Origin of the sequence: Microbacterium paludicola, from assembly GCF_039529675.1 — a bacterium.
In the GTDB taxonomy this organism is placed as follows: Bacteria; Actinomycetota; Actinomycetes; order Actinomycetales; family Microbacteriaceae; genus Microbacterium; species Microbacterium paludicola.
Genome location: NZ_BAAANG010000035.1, coordinates 22,335 through 36,813, shown reverse-complemented (window position 1 = coordinate 36,813; position 14,479 = coordinate 22,335). Strand labels below are relative to the sequence as shown.

The window sequence follows — 14,479 nt, the reverse complement described above, 5'->3', positions numbered from 1 at the left end:
CGTAAGCCGTCAGCCTGAGCGATTTCCGGATCCCGGGCGCGTCGCGGCGCTCGCCCTGCCACCTGCCCGGCCCTCGCGCGCCGGCGCCGTACCCGGAAGGACCGCTCCATGACCACGTGGGAGTACCTCACCACGCCGCTGCTGATCCACAACACCGCGGCCATCCTGAACAACTGGGGCAAGCAGGGCTGGGAGCTCGTGCAGGTCGTCCCGAACAACGAGGGCGGCCTCGTCGCCTACCTGAAGCGCCCCGTCGGCGGGGGCGCCGCCAACGCCGGTCTCGGCCACGCTGCCGAGGCGGCCAAGCAGTTCGAGGGCGAGCAGTGACCGTCTCCGAGCGCCTGGCCGAGCTCGGCATCGAGCTGCCGTCGGTCGTGCCGCCCGTCGCGGCGTACATCCCCGCGAAGGTGCACGGCGACGTCGTGCAGACCTCGGGCCAGCTGCCGATGCTCGACGGATCGCTTCCCGCCACCGGCAAGGTCGGCGCGGAGGTCGCGGCCGAGGACGCGAAGGGCCTTGCCCGCCAGAGCGCGCTGAACGCCCTCGCGGCGGCAGCGGACGCCGTCGGCGGCGTCGACCGCCTCACGGGTGTGCTGAAGGTCACGGGCTTCGTCGCCTCGGTGCCGACGTTCACCGGCCAGCCCGGCGTCATCAACGGCGCGAGCGAGGTGCTGGGCGAGATCTTCGGCGACGCCGGGCGTCACTCCCGCTCGGCCGTGGGCGTGCCCGTGCTGCCCCTCGACTCGCCCGTCGAGGTCGAGGTCGCCTTCACGTTTTCTTGAGACGCGGCTCGCACGCTTCGGGGCCGCAAGCGGCGCCCTTGCGAGCGAGGCACCGTCGCTTCGCTCCGTTGCGGCAGCGCTTCGCGCTGCATTGGTCGCTCCGCTCCACGCTCGCTTCGCTCGCACGGGGTCGGGGTACGCCACTCTTGGTGTGATGCGCCTGCGGGGGCCGATGCCTCCGCCTCCGCTGGGCCCCGGTGTGCTTCGTGCGCCGGGCGTCAGGCAGCATCCGGCGGCTGACACAGCGATGCCCCGCCGAGACTGCAGTTCTCACATGCAGTTTCGGCGGGGCAGTGCTGTTTCGACGGGCGGCGCCGCCGCGGGCGGTTACTTCACCTGGGCGGAGATGACGCTCATCACCGCGGTGTCGGCGAGCGTCGTGGTGTCGCCGACCTCGCGGCCCTCGGCGACGTCGCGCAGCAGGCGGCGCATGATCTTGCCCGAGCGCGTCTTGGGCAGCTCGCCGACGATGTAGATGTCGCGCGGACGGGCGATCGCCCCGATCTGCTCGCTGACCCACTGGCGCAGCTGCTGGGCGAGGCCCTCGGCGCTGTGCTTCTTGAGGTAGCTCTCCTTCAGGATGACGAACGCGACGACCGCCTGACCGGTGGTTTCATCCGACGCCCCGACCACGGCCGCCTCGGCGGTCGCCTCGTGGGCGACCAGGGCCGACTCGATCTCGGCGGTCGACAGGCGGTGGCCCGAGACGTTCATCACGTCGTCGACCCGGCCGAGCAGCCAGATGTCGCCGTCCTCGTCGAGGCGGGCGCCGTCACCGGCGAAGTAGTAGCCCTGGTCGGCGAACTTGTCCCAGTACGTCTCCTTGAAGCGCTCCGGGTCGCCCCAGATGCCGCGCAGCATGCTGGGCCACGGCTCGGTGATCACCAGCAGCCCGCCCGCGTCGTTGCCGACGGGCTTGCCGTCATCCGTCACGACGTCGATCGAGATGCCGGGGAGCGGAACCTGGGCCGATCCGGGCTTCGTCTCGGTCACGCCGGGAAGGGCGGACACCATGATGGCGCCCGTCTCGGTCTGCCACCACGTGTCGACGACCGGGGTCTTGCCGGCCCCGATCACCTCGCGGTACCAGACCCACGCCTCGGGGTTGATCGGCTCGCCCACCGAGCCGAGCACGCGCAGCGACGAGAGGTCGCGCGCCTGCGGGATCTGCCGGCCCTGCTTCATGAACCCGCGGATCGCGGTGGGCGCGGTGTAGAAGATCGTCACGCCGTACTTCTCGATGACGTCCCACCAGCGTCCGGGCTCCGGGTGATCCGGCGTTCCCTCGTAGAGCACCTGGGTCGCGCCGTTGGCGAGCGGGCCGTACACGACATACGAGTGCCCGGTGATCCATCCGATGTCCGCCGTGCACCAGTACACGTCGCTCTCGGGGTGCAGGTCGAACACGTTGCGGTGCGTGAACGCCGCCTGGGTCAGATAGCCCCCGGACGTGTGCAGGATGCCCTTGGGCTTTCCGGTCGTGCCCGACGTGTACAGGATGAACAGCGGGTTCTCGGCCTCGAAGGCCTGCGCCTCGTGCTCCGCCGAGGCCTGCGGCACCACATCGTGGTACCAGAGGTCGCGGCCCTCGAACCAGTCGACCTCGTTCTCGCCGCGCTTGACGACGAGCACGTGCTCGACCGTCTCCTGCTCGCCGAGGCCGTTGCGGGCGGCGAGGGCCTGGTCGACCGCGGGCTTGAGCGGCGAGACCTTGCCCTTGCGCCAGCCGCCGTCGGCGGTGATGACGAGCTTCGCGCCGGCGTCGTCGATGCGGGCGCGCAGGCTGTCGGCGCTGAACCCGCCGAACACGACGGAGTGCACGGCGCCGAGTCGCGCGACGGCGAGCATCGACGCCACTGCCTCGGGGATCATCGGCAGGTAGATCGCCACGCGGTCGCCCTGGCCGACGCCGAGGTCGGCGAGCACGTTCGCGAGGCGCTTGACCTCGTCGGTGAGCTCGGCGTAGGTGAGGCGGCGCTCGTCGCCCGGCTCGCCCTCCCACAGCAGCGCGACGCGGTCTCCGTTGCCGGCTTCCACGTGCCGGTCGAGGCAGTTGTAGGCGACGTTCAGCGCGCCGTCGGCGAACCATTTCGCGAACGGCGGGTTTGACCAGTCGAGCACCTGCGTGAACGGGGTGCTCCAGTGGAGCAGCTCCCGCGACTGGTCGGCCCAGAAGCCCTCGCGGTCGGTCTCGGCCTTCTCGTAGAGCTCGGCCCCCGCGACCGCGTCCGCGGCGAACTCGGCGGACGGAGCGAACCTCCGGTTCTCGGTGAGCAGGTGGTCGATGCTGGTGTTCTCAGCGCTCATCTGGCTGTGCGCTCCTTTGCGACGTCCGTTCGATGTGTGCTGCCGCGCGATCGCGGCGTACGGGGCCGGCAGTGCCGGACACCCGCGCGGGCCGTGCCCGCGCTTCGAACGTACGCCGCTCGCCGCGCGGGCGTATACCGACGAAAGGGAGTATCGGTCGTCCACAGGCGGCAGGTCGCCGGCGGTTGTGGTGGTTGGGACAGGATCGCGCCGCGCAGGCGCCCGGCGCTTTCTAGCGTCGGGATATGGCCGAACCGTTCGTCGTGCAGCCCCGGGCGCGCAGGGACCCTGATCCCGCAGCGCCGGGGGACCGAGGGGACCCGGCCGCGCCCGCCGGGCAGCTCGGGGCGCTGACGCCGTACCTGGCGGATCCGGGCGTCACCGACCTGTTCGTCAACGGCGCCACGGGCCTGTTCGTCGACCGCGGCGACGGGCCGCGTCCGGATCCGGCGTGGCGCGCGTCCGAGCGCGAGGTGCGGGAACTGGCCACAGCGCTGATCGCGCGCGGCGGGCGGCACATCGACGACGCCACGCCCTGCGTCGACGTCCGGCTGCAGGACGGCGTCCGCGTCCACGCGGTGCTGCCGCCGGTGGCGACATCCGGCACGGCGCTGTCCATCCGCATCCCGCGCCTGCGTGGCGCCGACCTCGACGCGCTCTGTCGTGGCGGATCCTTCGGTGACGACGCCCGCCGCTGGCTCGTGCAGATCGTCCGCGAGCGGGAGAACCTGCTCGTGACCGGCGCTGCCGGCACCGGCAAGACGACGCTGCTGGGGGCCCTGCTCGCCCACGCGCCGGCGCACGAGCGCATCGTGACGATCGAGGATGTCGCCGAGCTGCGCATCGCGCATCCGCATCACGTCTCGCTCGAGGCGCGGCAGGCGAACCTCGAGGGCGCCGGTGCGATCGACCTCGCGCGGCTGGTTCGGGAGTCGCTGCGCATGCGCCCGGACCGCATCGTGGTCGGCGAGTGCCGCGGCGAGGAGGTGCGCGAACTGCTCACGGCGCTCAACACGGGGCACGACGGGGGAGCAGGAACGCTTCACGCCAGCGGCCTCGCCGAGGTGCCCGCGCGGCTCGAGGCGCTAGGAGCCCTCGCCGGGATGGACGACCACGCCGTCGCCCGCCAGGTCTGCAGCGCCATCGGATACGTGCTGCACCTCGAGCGGAGCCCGGATGGATCGCGCCGCCTGGCGAGCGTCGGCCGGTTCACCGACACGGGCGGGCGGCTCGGCATCCAGCCGGTTGCGCCCTGGCGGGAGGCGGCGTGATGCGCGAGCGGACCGAGGTGAGCTGCCCCGGTGTGGGGCGGGATGGCGTGGGGCGGGTGGGTTCCGATGGCGCGGGCCCGGATCGGGCGCGCGAGGAGCGGAGATCGCGCGAGCCGAGGACGAATCGGCGCGGATCCTCCTCTGTTCGCCGGATCTCCTCGCCCCGTCGCGGACGGAGCGGGGACGAGGCCGCGGCGATCGCCGGTCGGGTGCTGAAACTGGCGGTGCTGCTGCAGGCGGGGGCGAGCCCCGATGCCGCGTGGCGCCACCTCGCAGGCACCGGCGATGCCGACGCCGAGCGCATCGCACGCCGCGGCGCGGCGGGAACGCCCCTGCCGGAGTCGATCGAAGCCGAGGCCGCGCGTCCGGGCGGTGACCCCTGGCGCGATGTGGCAGCGGCGTGGGACATCGCCGCCACCGTCGGCGCGCCGCTTGCCGACTGCCTCCGGTCGATCGCCGCGGCGCTGCGCGATGCGCGCGAGGCGCAGGACGACGTCCGGATCGCCCTTGCCGAGCCCGCCGGCACCGCGCGTCTCATGACGTGGCTGCCGCTCGCAGGCCTGCTGCTCGGCGCGGCGCTCGGCTTCGACGTGCTGGGCGTCCTCTTCACCCATCCCATCGGGGTCGCCTGCCTCCTCGTCGGCGTCGGGCTGCTGCTGCTCGCGCGCGGATGGACGCGGCGGCTCGTGCGGACGGCGCAGCCGCCGCCGGGGACACCCGGGATGCACGCAGAGCTCACCGCCATCGCGCTGAGCGGCGGGGCGTCGATCGAGCGAGCGCAGCGGCTTGTCGCGGAGGCGCCGGGAGGACCGCGGACCGGAGCGGAGGAGACGGCCGCGGTGCTCGCGCTCTCGCGCGACGCCGGAGTGCCGGGCGTCGAGCTGCTTCGCGCCACCGCCGCGCACGAGCGCCAGAGCGCCCGCACCGAGGGGCGCCTTCGCGCGGCGAAGCTCGGCTCCCGCCTGCTGCTGCCGCTCGGCGTGTGCACGCTGCCGGCGTTCCTGTGCCTCGGCGTCGCGCCGATGCTGCTCGCCGTGCTGTCGGCCACCCCTCTCCCGGAACTTCCCGGGTGATCCACCGGCCCCAGGGCCATCCCTACAGAAAGAAGGAGTCATGACGACATTCGAATCCGACACCACGACCCCGTCCCTCGGCGACCTGATCGCCGACGACACGGGAGCATCCACCGCCGAGTACGCGATCGTCACGATGGCGGCCGTCGCCTTCGCGGGCGTCCTCGTCGTCATCATGCGCTCGGGCGAGGTGCGCGAGATCCTGACGGATCTCGTCCGCCGGGCGCTCAGCGTGGCGTGAGTCGCTGCCGCGTGCGTCCGACGCGTCGCAGACAGGATCTGCGCGGCGAACGCGGTTCGGTGGCCGCCGAGCTCGCGGTGGCGCTTCCCGCGGTTGTCGTGGTGATCGCCCTGGGAATCGGCGGCCTGCTCGCCGCCTCGACCCACGTCCGTCTGCAGGATGCGGCGGCCGACGCGGCGCGGCTGCTCGCCCGCGGCGAGCCGGGGGAGCGCGCCGCGGGCGTGGTCGCCTCGGCCGTCGCGGGCGCCCGCAGCGCCTCGTCCCACTCGGGCGACCTCGTCTGCGTCACCGCGACGGCCGACGTGCCGATCGCCGGCATCCCCGTCACGCTCACGTCGTCGAGCTGCGCGCTGGCCGGGGGCCTGTGATCCGACGTCGCGGCGAGCGGCGCCCTATAGAGAGGAACGACATGGCCGGATCCGCGCTCGCCGCGGGCGTCGTCGCGGCGTCCGCGGTGCTGATGCTCGGCCTCGCCGCGGCCGGATCCGCCGCGGTCGAGAGCCAGCGGATGGCGTCGGTCGCCGACGCGGCGGCACTCGCGGCGGCGGATGCCGCATCGGGTGCGGTCACGGGAGACCCGTGCGCGCGTGCCGCGGAGGTGGCGGGCGCCCAGCGCGCATCCGTCTCGGCGTGCGCGGTCGACGGGCTGATCGCCACCGTGACCGTCGGCGGACTGTTCGCCGGGATGCCGACGACCGCGACCGCGCGGGCCGGCCCGCCTCCTCCCGGCGGACCCGGCTGAGCCCGCCGCACGCGCCGCGTCGCCTTTCGGCTCACTGCATCTCACGCCAGTGCACAGTCGCCGGTGTGTATGGTTTGCAACGACGAAAGGATACCCGTTGTCAACAGGCAAGAAGCTCGTCATCGTCGAGTCCCCGACGAAGATGAGGTCGATTCAGGGCTACCTCGGCGATCAGTACGAGGTGCTGAGCTCGGTGGGTCACATCCGTGACCTCGCCGGCAAGCGCGACATCCCCGAGAAGGACCGCGCCGCGTACGGCAAGTACTCGATCGACATCGACAACGGCTTCGACCCCTATTACGTCGTCAGCGAACGCAAGACGAAGACCGTCTCCGAGTTGAAGCGGGCGGTGAAGGGCGCCTCCGAGGTCCTGCTCGCCACCGATGAAGACCGCGAGGGCGAGGCCATCGCCTGGCACCTGCTCGAGACGCTCAAGCCCAAGGTGCCGGTCAAGCGCATGGTGTTCCACGAGATCACCAAGGACGCCATCCGTGCCGCCGTCGAGCGCACGCGCGACCTCGACCTCGCGCTCGTCGACGCGCAGGAGACCCGGCGCATCCTCGACCGCCTGTACGGCTGGGACGTCTCTCCCGTGCTGTGGCGCAAGATCGGCAGCGGCGCGGGCGGGCAGGCGCTGAGCGCCGGCCGCGTGCAGTCGGCCGCGACGCGCCTGATCGTCGACCGCGAGCGCGAGCGCATGGCGTTCGTGGCGGCCGACTACTGGGGCATCCAGGCGACCGCCGCCCGCTCCGACGAGGGCTTCTCGGTGCGCCTCGTGCGCCTCGACGGCGCTTCGCTCGCCGTGGGCCGCGACTTCGACGACCGCGGACAGCTCAAGCGCGCCGTCGTCGTTCTCGACGAGAAGGCCGCCCGCGCGCTCGCGACGGCGCTCGACGCCACCGGCGAGGCGACCGTCACCAAGGTCGAGGCGAAGCCCGGCAAGCGCCGGCCCTACGCGCCGTTCACCACGTCGACGCTGCAGCAGGAGGCCGGCCGAAAGCTCGGCCTGTCGGCCAAGAACGCCATGTCCGTCGCGCAGAGCCTCTACGAGCGCGGCTACATCACCTACATGCGCACCGACTCGACCAACCTCAGCGCGCAGGCGATCAACGCCGCCCGCGAGCAGGCCGTCGCGCTGTACGGCGAGCGGGCGGTGCCGCTGAAGCCGCGCGTCTACGCCTCCAAGAGCAAGAACGCGCAGGAGGCGCACGAGGCCATCCGCCCGTCCGGCGAGCAGTTCCGCACCCCGAAGCAGGTCGCGGGCGAGCTGGGCCGCGACGAGCAGCGGATGTACGAGCTGATCTGGATGCGCACGGTCGCGAGTCAGATGTCCGACGCCGAGTTCGAGACCACCACGGTCACGCTCGAGACGCAGGCCGACGGCAAGACCGCTGAGCTGACCGCATCCGGCACCGTCTACACCTTCAAGGGCTTCCTGGAGGCGTACGAGGAGGGCCGCGACGAGCGGCGCCGCGACGCCGACGAGGAGGCGAACCAGTCGCTGCCGCAGGTCGCCACGGGCGATCGCGTCTCGCTGTCCGACGCCCAGGCGAAGGGCCACTCGACGACCCCGCCGCCGCGCTACACCGAGGCGAGCCTGGTCAAGGCGCTCGAGGAGAAGGGGATCGGCCGCCCGTCGACCTTCGCGAGCATCATCGGCGTGATCCTCGACCGCGGCTACGCGTCGAAGCGCGGGCAGGCGCTCGTGCCGTCGTGGCTCGCCTTCAGCGTCGTCCGCCTGCTCGAGCAGCACTTCGCCGCGCTCGTCGACTACGACTTCACGGCCGAGCTCGAGGACGACCTCGACGCGATCGCGCGCGGCGAGCAGAAGCGCGTCGAATGGCTGCGCTCGTTCTACTTCGGGTCGGGCGAGCACCCCGGCCTGCGCGGCATCGTCGACAACCTCGGCGAGATCGACGCCCGCGCCCTGAACGCGACACCGCTGACCGATACGGCGACGCTGCGCTTCGGCAAGTACGGCCCGTACATCGACGTCATCGACCCGGCCGACCCCGAGGGCAAGTCGCGCATCGTCAACGTTCCCGAGGACCTCGCGCCCGACGAGCTCACCGCCGAGAAGGTTCAGGAGCTCATCGACGCCCCCATCGCGGGCGACCGGGTGCTCGGCGAGAACCCCGAGAACGGCAAGCTCGTCGTCGTCAAGGACGGCCGCTTCGGACCGTACGTTCAGGAGCAGGATCCGGTCGATCCGGATGCCGTCGACGAGGCGACCGGGGAGGTCGCCGAGGAAGCGCCGAAGAAGCGCACGACCAAGAAGGCCGCCGCTCCCAAGCCGCGCACCGCCTCGCTGTTCAAGTCGATGTCGCCCGAGACGATCGACCTCGACACCGCCCTGCAGCTGCTGTCGCTGCCCCGCGTGGTGGGCACTGATCCCGCCACGGGCGAGGAGATCACGGCGCAGAACGGCCGGTTCGGCCCGTATCTGAAGAAGGGCACCGACTCGCGCTCGCTCGAGAGCGAGAGCCAGATCTTCGACATCACGCTGGAGAAGGCCCTCGAGCTGTACGCCCAGCCGAAGTACGGCGCCCGCCGCGCCTCCAGCGCCCTCAAGGAGTTCGAGGCCGATCCGGTCAGCGGCAAGCCGATCCGGATCCGCGACGGCCGCTTCGGCGCGTACGTCACGGACGGCGAGACGAACGTCACGATCCCGCGCGGCACCACGCCCGACGAGATCACGTTCGAGCGCGCCGTGGAGATGCTGGCCGAGAAGCGCGCGAAGGGCCCGGCCCCGAAGCGCGGCCGCGCGGCCGCCAAGCCCGCCGCGAGCAAGACGACTGCGGCGAAGAAGGCCCCCGCGAAGGCGACGACCGCGAAGAAGACGACGAAGGCCGCGTCCACGTCGCGCTCGGAGGCGGCGAAGAAGGCCGCGGCCACCCGGGCCGCCAACAAGGCGAAGAAGGACGCGGAAGAGCAGTGAGCGCAAGCCGCGGCCTCTGGATCACCCTCGAGGGCGGCGACGGGTCGGGCAAGACCACCCAGGCGCGCCTGCTTCACGAGTGGCTCGAGGGCACCGGTCGCACCGTCGTCCGCACGCGCGAGCCGGGCGGCACCGAGGTGGGCGTGCTCATCCGCGACATCGTCCTTCATCATCGGGGTGACATCGCTCCCCGCGCGGAGGCGCTGCTGTATGCGGCGGATCGCGCCCATCATGTCGAGACGCTGGTGCGCCCGGCGCTCGCCCGGGGCGAGGTGGTGATCCAGGATCGCTACCTCGACTCGTCCGTCGCGTACCAGGGCGCGGGCCGCGTGCTCGATGCGACCGAGGTGCGCGGGCTCTCGCTCTGGGCGGCCGACGGTGCGCTTCCGGACGTGACGGTGCTGCTCGACCTGGATCCGGCGACGGCACGCGCGCGCCTCGACGCGGCCGACAAGCCGTTCGACCGGCTGGAGGCAGAGAAGGACGAGTTCCATGCCCGCGTCCGCGCCGCCTTCCTGGCGCTCGCGGCCGAGGAGTCGGAGCGCTTCCTGGTGCTCGACGCCTCCCGCCCGGTCGCCGACCTCGCGGCCGACATCCGCGCCCGCGTCCAACCGCTCCTCTGACCCTCGGGCGGCCCTGCGCCGTCGTCTCGACTCGCTGGCGCTCGCTCGACAACCGGGGGCTGACGACCCGCGCGAAACGGGCTGTGCCCCGCCCCCCTGTGCCCCCGTGCGAGCGCAGCGAGCGTGGAGCGAAGCGACTGCCAACCATCTCCAGAACGTGACGTCCTCACCCCGGATGGAGCGAAGCGACAGCCCGAGATCGCGAGCGCCGGCGCGAAGCGTCGGCCGAGCGATCGAGCACGTTCCATCCACTACCCCGCGAAGCGGAAAAGCACACCCGACCTGTGCCCCTGTGCGAGCGAAGCGAGCGTGGAGCGAAGCGACTGCCAACCATCTCCGAACGTGACACTCCCGCCCCGGATGGAGCGAAGCGACAGCCCGAGATCGCGAGCGCCGGCGCGAAGCGCTGGCCGAGCGATCGAGCACGTTCGATCCACTACCCGCGAAGCGGAAAAGAAAACAGCGATCGAGCACGTTCGCTGCACTACCCGCGAAGCGGAAAAGAAAACAGCGATCGAGCACGTTCACTGCACTACCCGCGAAGCGGAAAAGGGAACGTCAGACCCCCGGGATAGGGTGGACGCCATGACCTCCGTGGCCGCGCCGACCCTGCCGTGGGGCGAGGTGTGGGGGCAGGATGACGCCGTCGAGACGCTGCGCGCTGCGGCATCCGACCCGGCCGCCCTCTCCCACGCGTGGCTGATCACGGGGCCTCCCGGCTCGGGCCGGGCGCCTCTTGCGCGGGCGTTCGCGGCGGCGCTGATCGCCGAGCGACCGGACGACGAGCACACGATGCGTCAGGTCATCGCTGGCACGCATCCCGACCTCACCGCGCTGCGCACCGAGGGCGTCATCATCTCCATCAAGGACGCGCGCGCCATGGCGTCGCGGTCGTACCTCGCTCCGTCGGCCGGGCGGTACCGGGTCATGGTCATGGAGGATGCCGACCGGATGACCGAGCGCACGTCGAACGTGCTGCTGAAGGCGCTCGAGGAGCCGCCGGAGCGCACCGTCTGGATCCTGTGCGCGCCGAGCGATGCCGACCTGCTGCCGACCATTCGCTCCCGCGTGCGGGTGCTGCGGCTGCGCGAGCCCGAGGTCGAGCAGGTCGCCGCTCTCATCACGGCCCGCACGGGCGTCGACCCCGTGATCGCCGAGCAGGCGGCGCGTCACGCGCAGCGGCACATCGGCATGGCGCAGCGCCTGGCCACGGATGAGGCGTCCCGCATCCGGCGCGATGAGACCCTGCGCGGCGTCCTGCGGGTGCGCGGCATCGCCGATGTGGTCGAGGTCGCGGGGCAGATCGTGCAGGCCGCGACCGACGACGCCAAGGCCCTGACCGCGGAGCGCGACGACGCCGAGCGCTCGTCGCTGCTGCGCACGGTCGGCATCGCCGACGGCGCCCGGATCCCGCCGGCGGTGCGCAGTCAGCTGAGCGCCCTCGAGGACGAGCAGAAGAAGCGCGCGACGCGCAGCCTGCGCGACGGCCTCGACCGGGTGCTCACCGACCTGCAGTCGCTGTTCCGCGACATCGTGATGCTGCAGTTCCGCGAGGACGCCGACATCATCAACCTCGAGCTGATCGACGATCTGCGCGAGCGCGCCGCGGCCTGGCCCGCGGAGCGCACCCTCACCGTGCTCGACCACATCGCCGAGACCCGCGAGGCGCTGGAGCAGAACGTGCAGCCGACACTCGCTCTCGAATCGCTGCTCGTCACCGTGGTCAGCGGACGACGTCCCCTTGGAGGAAGACCGGCGTGACCTCTCACATCCGTCGCATGCTCGCCGCAGTCGCCATCCTGCTCACGGGCGCGCTCGCGCTCTCCGGATGCCTCTACGCGCAGATCCCGCCGACCGAGGAGGGAGGGCCCTGCGTCACGCAGCCCGAGGTGGGCGCCGACGTCAGCTCCGAGCTCCGGCCGTTCTACGAGCAGGAGCTCGAGTGGGCCGACTGCGGCAACGGCATGGAGACGGCGACCGTGACGGCGCCGCTCGATTGGAACGACCCGAGCGCGGGCGAGATCGAGCTCGAGCTCGTGCGGCAGCCGGCGACGGGCGGCGACTCGCTCGGATCGCTGCTGATCAACCCCGGCGGTCCCGGCGCGAGCGGCTACGACTTCGTCGCCGAGTCGGTCGACTTCGCCGTGAGCGAGCAGCTGCAGGAGCGGTACGACATCATCGGCTTCGACCCGCGCGGTGTGGGCCGCTCGACGCCCGTGAAGTGCCTCGACACGGCGGGGATGGACGACTTCCTCTACGACCTTCCGCAGCACCCGCGCGGAACACCGGAGTGGGAGGAGGAGCTCGTCGCCGAGAACCAGGGCTTCGCCGACGCGTGCGAGCAGAACAGCGGCGGCATCCTCGAGTTCATCACCACAGACCAGGCCGCGCGCGACATGGACCTCATCCGCGGCGTGCTCGGCGACGAGAAGCTCACGTACCTCGGCTACTCGTACGGCACGTTCCTCGGGGCGACGTACGCAAAGCTGTTCCCCGACCGCGTCGGCCGTCTCGTGCTCGACGGCGCGATCGACCCGTCGGTGTCGGGGACGGATGTCGGCATCACCCAGGGGATCGGCTTCGAGCGGGCGCTGCGCACCTACATGCAGTCGTGCCTCGACGGCGAGGGCTGCCCCTTCGACGGCACCGTGGATCAGGCGATGGGCGATCTGTCCGCCCTGCTCGCCGCGGTCGACCGCTCGCCGCTGCCCGCCCCGGATGACCGGCAGCTCGGCGCCGACACCCTCGTCACGGCGATCGTCGCCGCGCTGTACGCGCCCGAGAACTGGACGTACCTCACGCAGGCGCTGAGCGAGGCCCTGCAGGGCGACCCGACGACCGCGTTCATGCTCGCCGACTTCTACAACGGGCGCGAGAACGGCGAGTACGCCGACAACTCGAGCGAGGCGTTCCAGGCCTACAACTGCATGGACTACCCGGTCGCGCAGTCGCAGGAGGCCGAGGATGCGGCATCCGCGCTCCTGGAGAAGGAGGCGCCAACGATCGCTCCCTACTGGGAGGGGCCGGGCGTGTGCGAGGTCTGGCCGCACGAGCCGACCGGCGTCCGCGAGAAGATCGCGGCATCCGGGGCCGCGCCCATCGTCGTGATCGGCACCACCGGCGATCCGGCCACTCCCTACGACTGGGCGGTGTCGCTCGCCGACCAGCTCTCGAGCGGCGTGCTCGTGACGTACGAGGGCGAGGGTCACACCGCGTACAACGGTCAGAGCGACTGCGTCGACGAGGCCGTGGACACCTACTTCCTCGAGGGAACGGTGCCGGAAGACGGCCTGCGCTGCTCGCCCTGAGGCGACCCTCCCGGGCGGTCGCCCCGGTTCGGAGCACGGTTTCGGATCGGGTATGATTGATCTTCGTGCCGCGCGAGCGGCGCGAATCGCCACCTTAGCTCAGGGGTAGAGCAGCTCACTCGTAATGAGCAGGTCGTCAGTTCAAATCTGACAGGTGGCTCGATAAGGCCCTCGGACTCCACTCCGGGGGTCTTTTCATGTCCCCGCGCGGTCTCCGGCAGCGGCCGACGGCGGACGACCGCAGTTCTGCGAAGGATTTCTGCCGGTTCCGGCGTTCGGCGTCCGGTCGTGCCTTCGGGCGTGGCGCAATTGACGCATGACCGACCTCGCCCCGTCGCCCGCTGACACCTCCGACGCCGTCTCCTGGTTCGAGCGGAAGCTGCGCCACGAGACCGACCCCTCGGATGTCGCGGCCGCGCGCGCCGCCCGTGAGCCGATCACCGTCATCGACGTGCGCAACAAGGCCTCCTTCGACCAGGGTCACGTGCCGGGCGCGATCCACCTGCCGCGGCCGGAGATCGCCGCACGCCACGAGGAGCTCGCGGGCCTGCCGGGCCTCGTTGTGTACTGCTGGGGGCCCGCCTGCAACGGCGCCACGCGCGCGGCGCTCGAGCTGAGCCGCTTCGGCTACACGGTCAAGGAGATGATCGGCGGCTTCGAGTACTGGGCACGCGAGGGCCTCGCGATCCAGACCGCCGAGGGCCGCAGCCGTCGACCCGTCGATCCGCTCACCGCGCCGCTCGCCTGAACGCGGGCGCTCACCTGAGAGACTGAGACGGTGAGCCCGCTTTCGCCCCCGTCGCCGTGCCCATGAGCGCCGGTGGCGCGCTCGGAGCGATCACCGAGATCCTCAGCTGGGTCGGCATCGGCGCGGCGGTGCTGTTCGGCGCCGCGGCGCTGATCGTCCGGCTCGCCGACGGCGCCTGGCAGCCGATCCGCGGGCTCGTGATCGACGATGTCGTCCGCTGGTTCGGCGACGACGGCGTGCACGAGGCCCCGCTCACGCCGGAACTGCGGGCGGCGGCCACGCGCGACGAGCTCGACCTGTTCCACCGCATCGGCAGCCGCGACGTCGTGCGCCTCCACCGGCATTCGCCGTGGCCCCGTCTGCTCGGGGGTGTCGCGCTCGCCTGCGGCACCGTCGGCGTCATCGCGGTGATCGTGCAGATCGCGGCGATGATCCTCGCGGGCTGA

The 14,479-nt window shown here is 71.8% G+C and carries 14 protein-coding genes and 1 tRNA gene; 14 read left to right on the top strand and 1 reads right to left on the bottom strand.

Translation table 11 applies throughout. The features are described from left to right. Positions 1–108: 108 nt before the first annotated feature. Entirely contained in the window at positions 109–327 is a 219-nt protein-coding gene (sp36, locus tag ABD161_RS13555) for a Sp36 family protein (RefSeq protein WP_135115548.1), read from the top strand. Continuing rightward, entirely contained in the window at positions 324–782 is a 459-nt protein-coding gene (locus ABD161_RS13550) for a RidA family protein (protein WP_344003970.1), read from the top strand. The genes sp36 and ABD161_RS13550 overlap by 4 nt, the downstream gene beginning before the upstream one ends. Positions 783–1,109: 327 nt before the next feature. Here the strand turns inward: ABD161_RS13550 and acs are convergent, their stop codons facing one another. Beyond that, on the bottom strand, positions 1,110–3,089 hold the full coding sequence (gene acs, locus ABD161_RS13545; protein WP_344003967.1) for an acetate--CoA ligase: 1,980 nt from the start codon (positions 3,087–3,089) through the stop codon (positions 1,110–1,112). A 245-nt stretch (positions 3,090–3,334) separates the two neighbouring features. Here acs and ABD161_RS13540 point away from each other — a divergent pair, with 245 nt between their 5' ends. The 12 genes from ABD161_RS13540 (at position 3,335) to ABD161_RS13485 (ending at position 14,479) form a co-directional block, all read left to right on the top strand. Next, the gene (locus ABD161_RS13540; RefSeq protein WP_344003964.1) at positions 3,335–4,360 is read left to right on the top strand and encodes a TadA family conjugal transfer-associated ATPase; all 1,026 of its coding nucleotides are present in this window, start codon (positions 3,335–3,337) and stop codon (positions 4,358–4,360) included. A 209-nt stretch (positions 4,361–4,569) separates the two neighbouring features. Then, positions 4,570–5,433 carry a type II secretion system F family protein gene (locus tag ABD161_RS13535; protein WP_344003961.1) on the top strand — a complete coding sequence of 288 codons (864 nt, stop codon included), beginning with the start codon at positions 4,570–4,572 and terminating at the stop codon, positions 5,431–5,433. A gap of 40 nt (positions 5,434–5,473) precedes the next feature. Next, positions 5,474–5,674: a DUF4244 domain-containing protein gene (locus ABD161_RS13530; protein WP_135112336.1), complete on the top strand. Its 201-nt coding sequence runs from the start codon at positions 5,474–5,476 to the stop codon at positions 5,672–5,674. A 59-nt stretch (positions 5,675–5,733) separates the two neighbouring features. After that, positions 5,734–6,042: a TadE family type IV pilus minor pilin gene (locus ABD161_RS13525; RefSeq protein WP_233441059.1), complete on the top strand. Its 309-nt coding sequence runs from the start codon at positions 5,734–5,736 to the stop codon at positions 6,040–6,042. Between the two features lie 41 nt (positions 6,043–6,083). After that, positions 6,084–6,416 (top strand): Rv3654c family TadE-like protein, encoded by a 333-nt coding sequence (locus ABD161_RS13520; protein WP_135112338.1) that lies wholly within the window; start codon positions 6,084–6,086, stop codon positions 6,414–6,416. A 97-nt stretch (positions 6,417–6,513) separates the two neighbouring features. Next, a complete protein-coding gene (topA, locus tag ABD161_RS13515) occupies positions 6,514–9,354 on the top strand; it encodes a type I DNA topoisomerase (protein WP_344003950.1) in 2,841 nt (946 codons plus the stop codon). Then, positions 9,351–9,977 (top strand): dTMP kinase, encoded by a 627-nt coding sequence (tmk, locus tag ABD161_RS13510; protein WP_344003947.1) that lies wholly within the window; start codon positions 9,351–9,353, stop codon positions 9,975–9,977. Before topA ends, tmk begins: the two co-directional genes overlap by 4 nt. A 585-nt stretch (positions 9,978–10,562) precedes the next feature. Then, positions 10,563–11,738: a DNA polymerase III subunit delta' gene (locus ABD161_RS13505; protein WP_344003945.1), complete on the top strand. Its 1,176-nt coding sequence runs from the start codon at positions 10,563–10,565 to the stop codon at positions 11,736–11,738. A 17-nt stretch (positions 11,739–11,755) separates the two neighbouring features. Then, positions 11,756–13,285, top strand: a complete 1,530-nt coding sequence (locus tag ABD161_RS13500; RefSeq protein WP_425560910.1) for an alpha/beta hydrolase — start codon at positions 11,756–11,758, stop codon at positions 13,283–13,285. Between the two features lie 88 nt (positions 13,286–13,373). Continuing rightward, positions 13,374–13,445 (top strand) — tRNA-Thr (locus tag ABD161_RS13495). Between the two features lie 156 nt (positions 13,446–13,601). Beyond that, positions 13,602–14,033, top strand: a complete 432-nt coding sequence (locus ABD161_RS13490) for a rhodanese-like domain-containing protein (RefSeq protein ID WP_344003939.1) — start codon at positions 13,602–13,604, stop codon at positions 14,031–14,033. Positions 14,034–14,095: 62 nt separating this feature from the next. Beyond that, positions 14,096–14,479 carry a hypothetical protein gene (locus tag ABD161_RS13485; protein ID WP_344003936.1) on the top strand — a complete coding sequence of 128 codons (384 nt, stop codon included), beginning with the start codon at positions 14,096–14,098 and terminating at the stop codon, positions 14,477–14,479.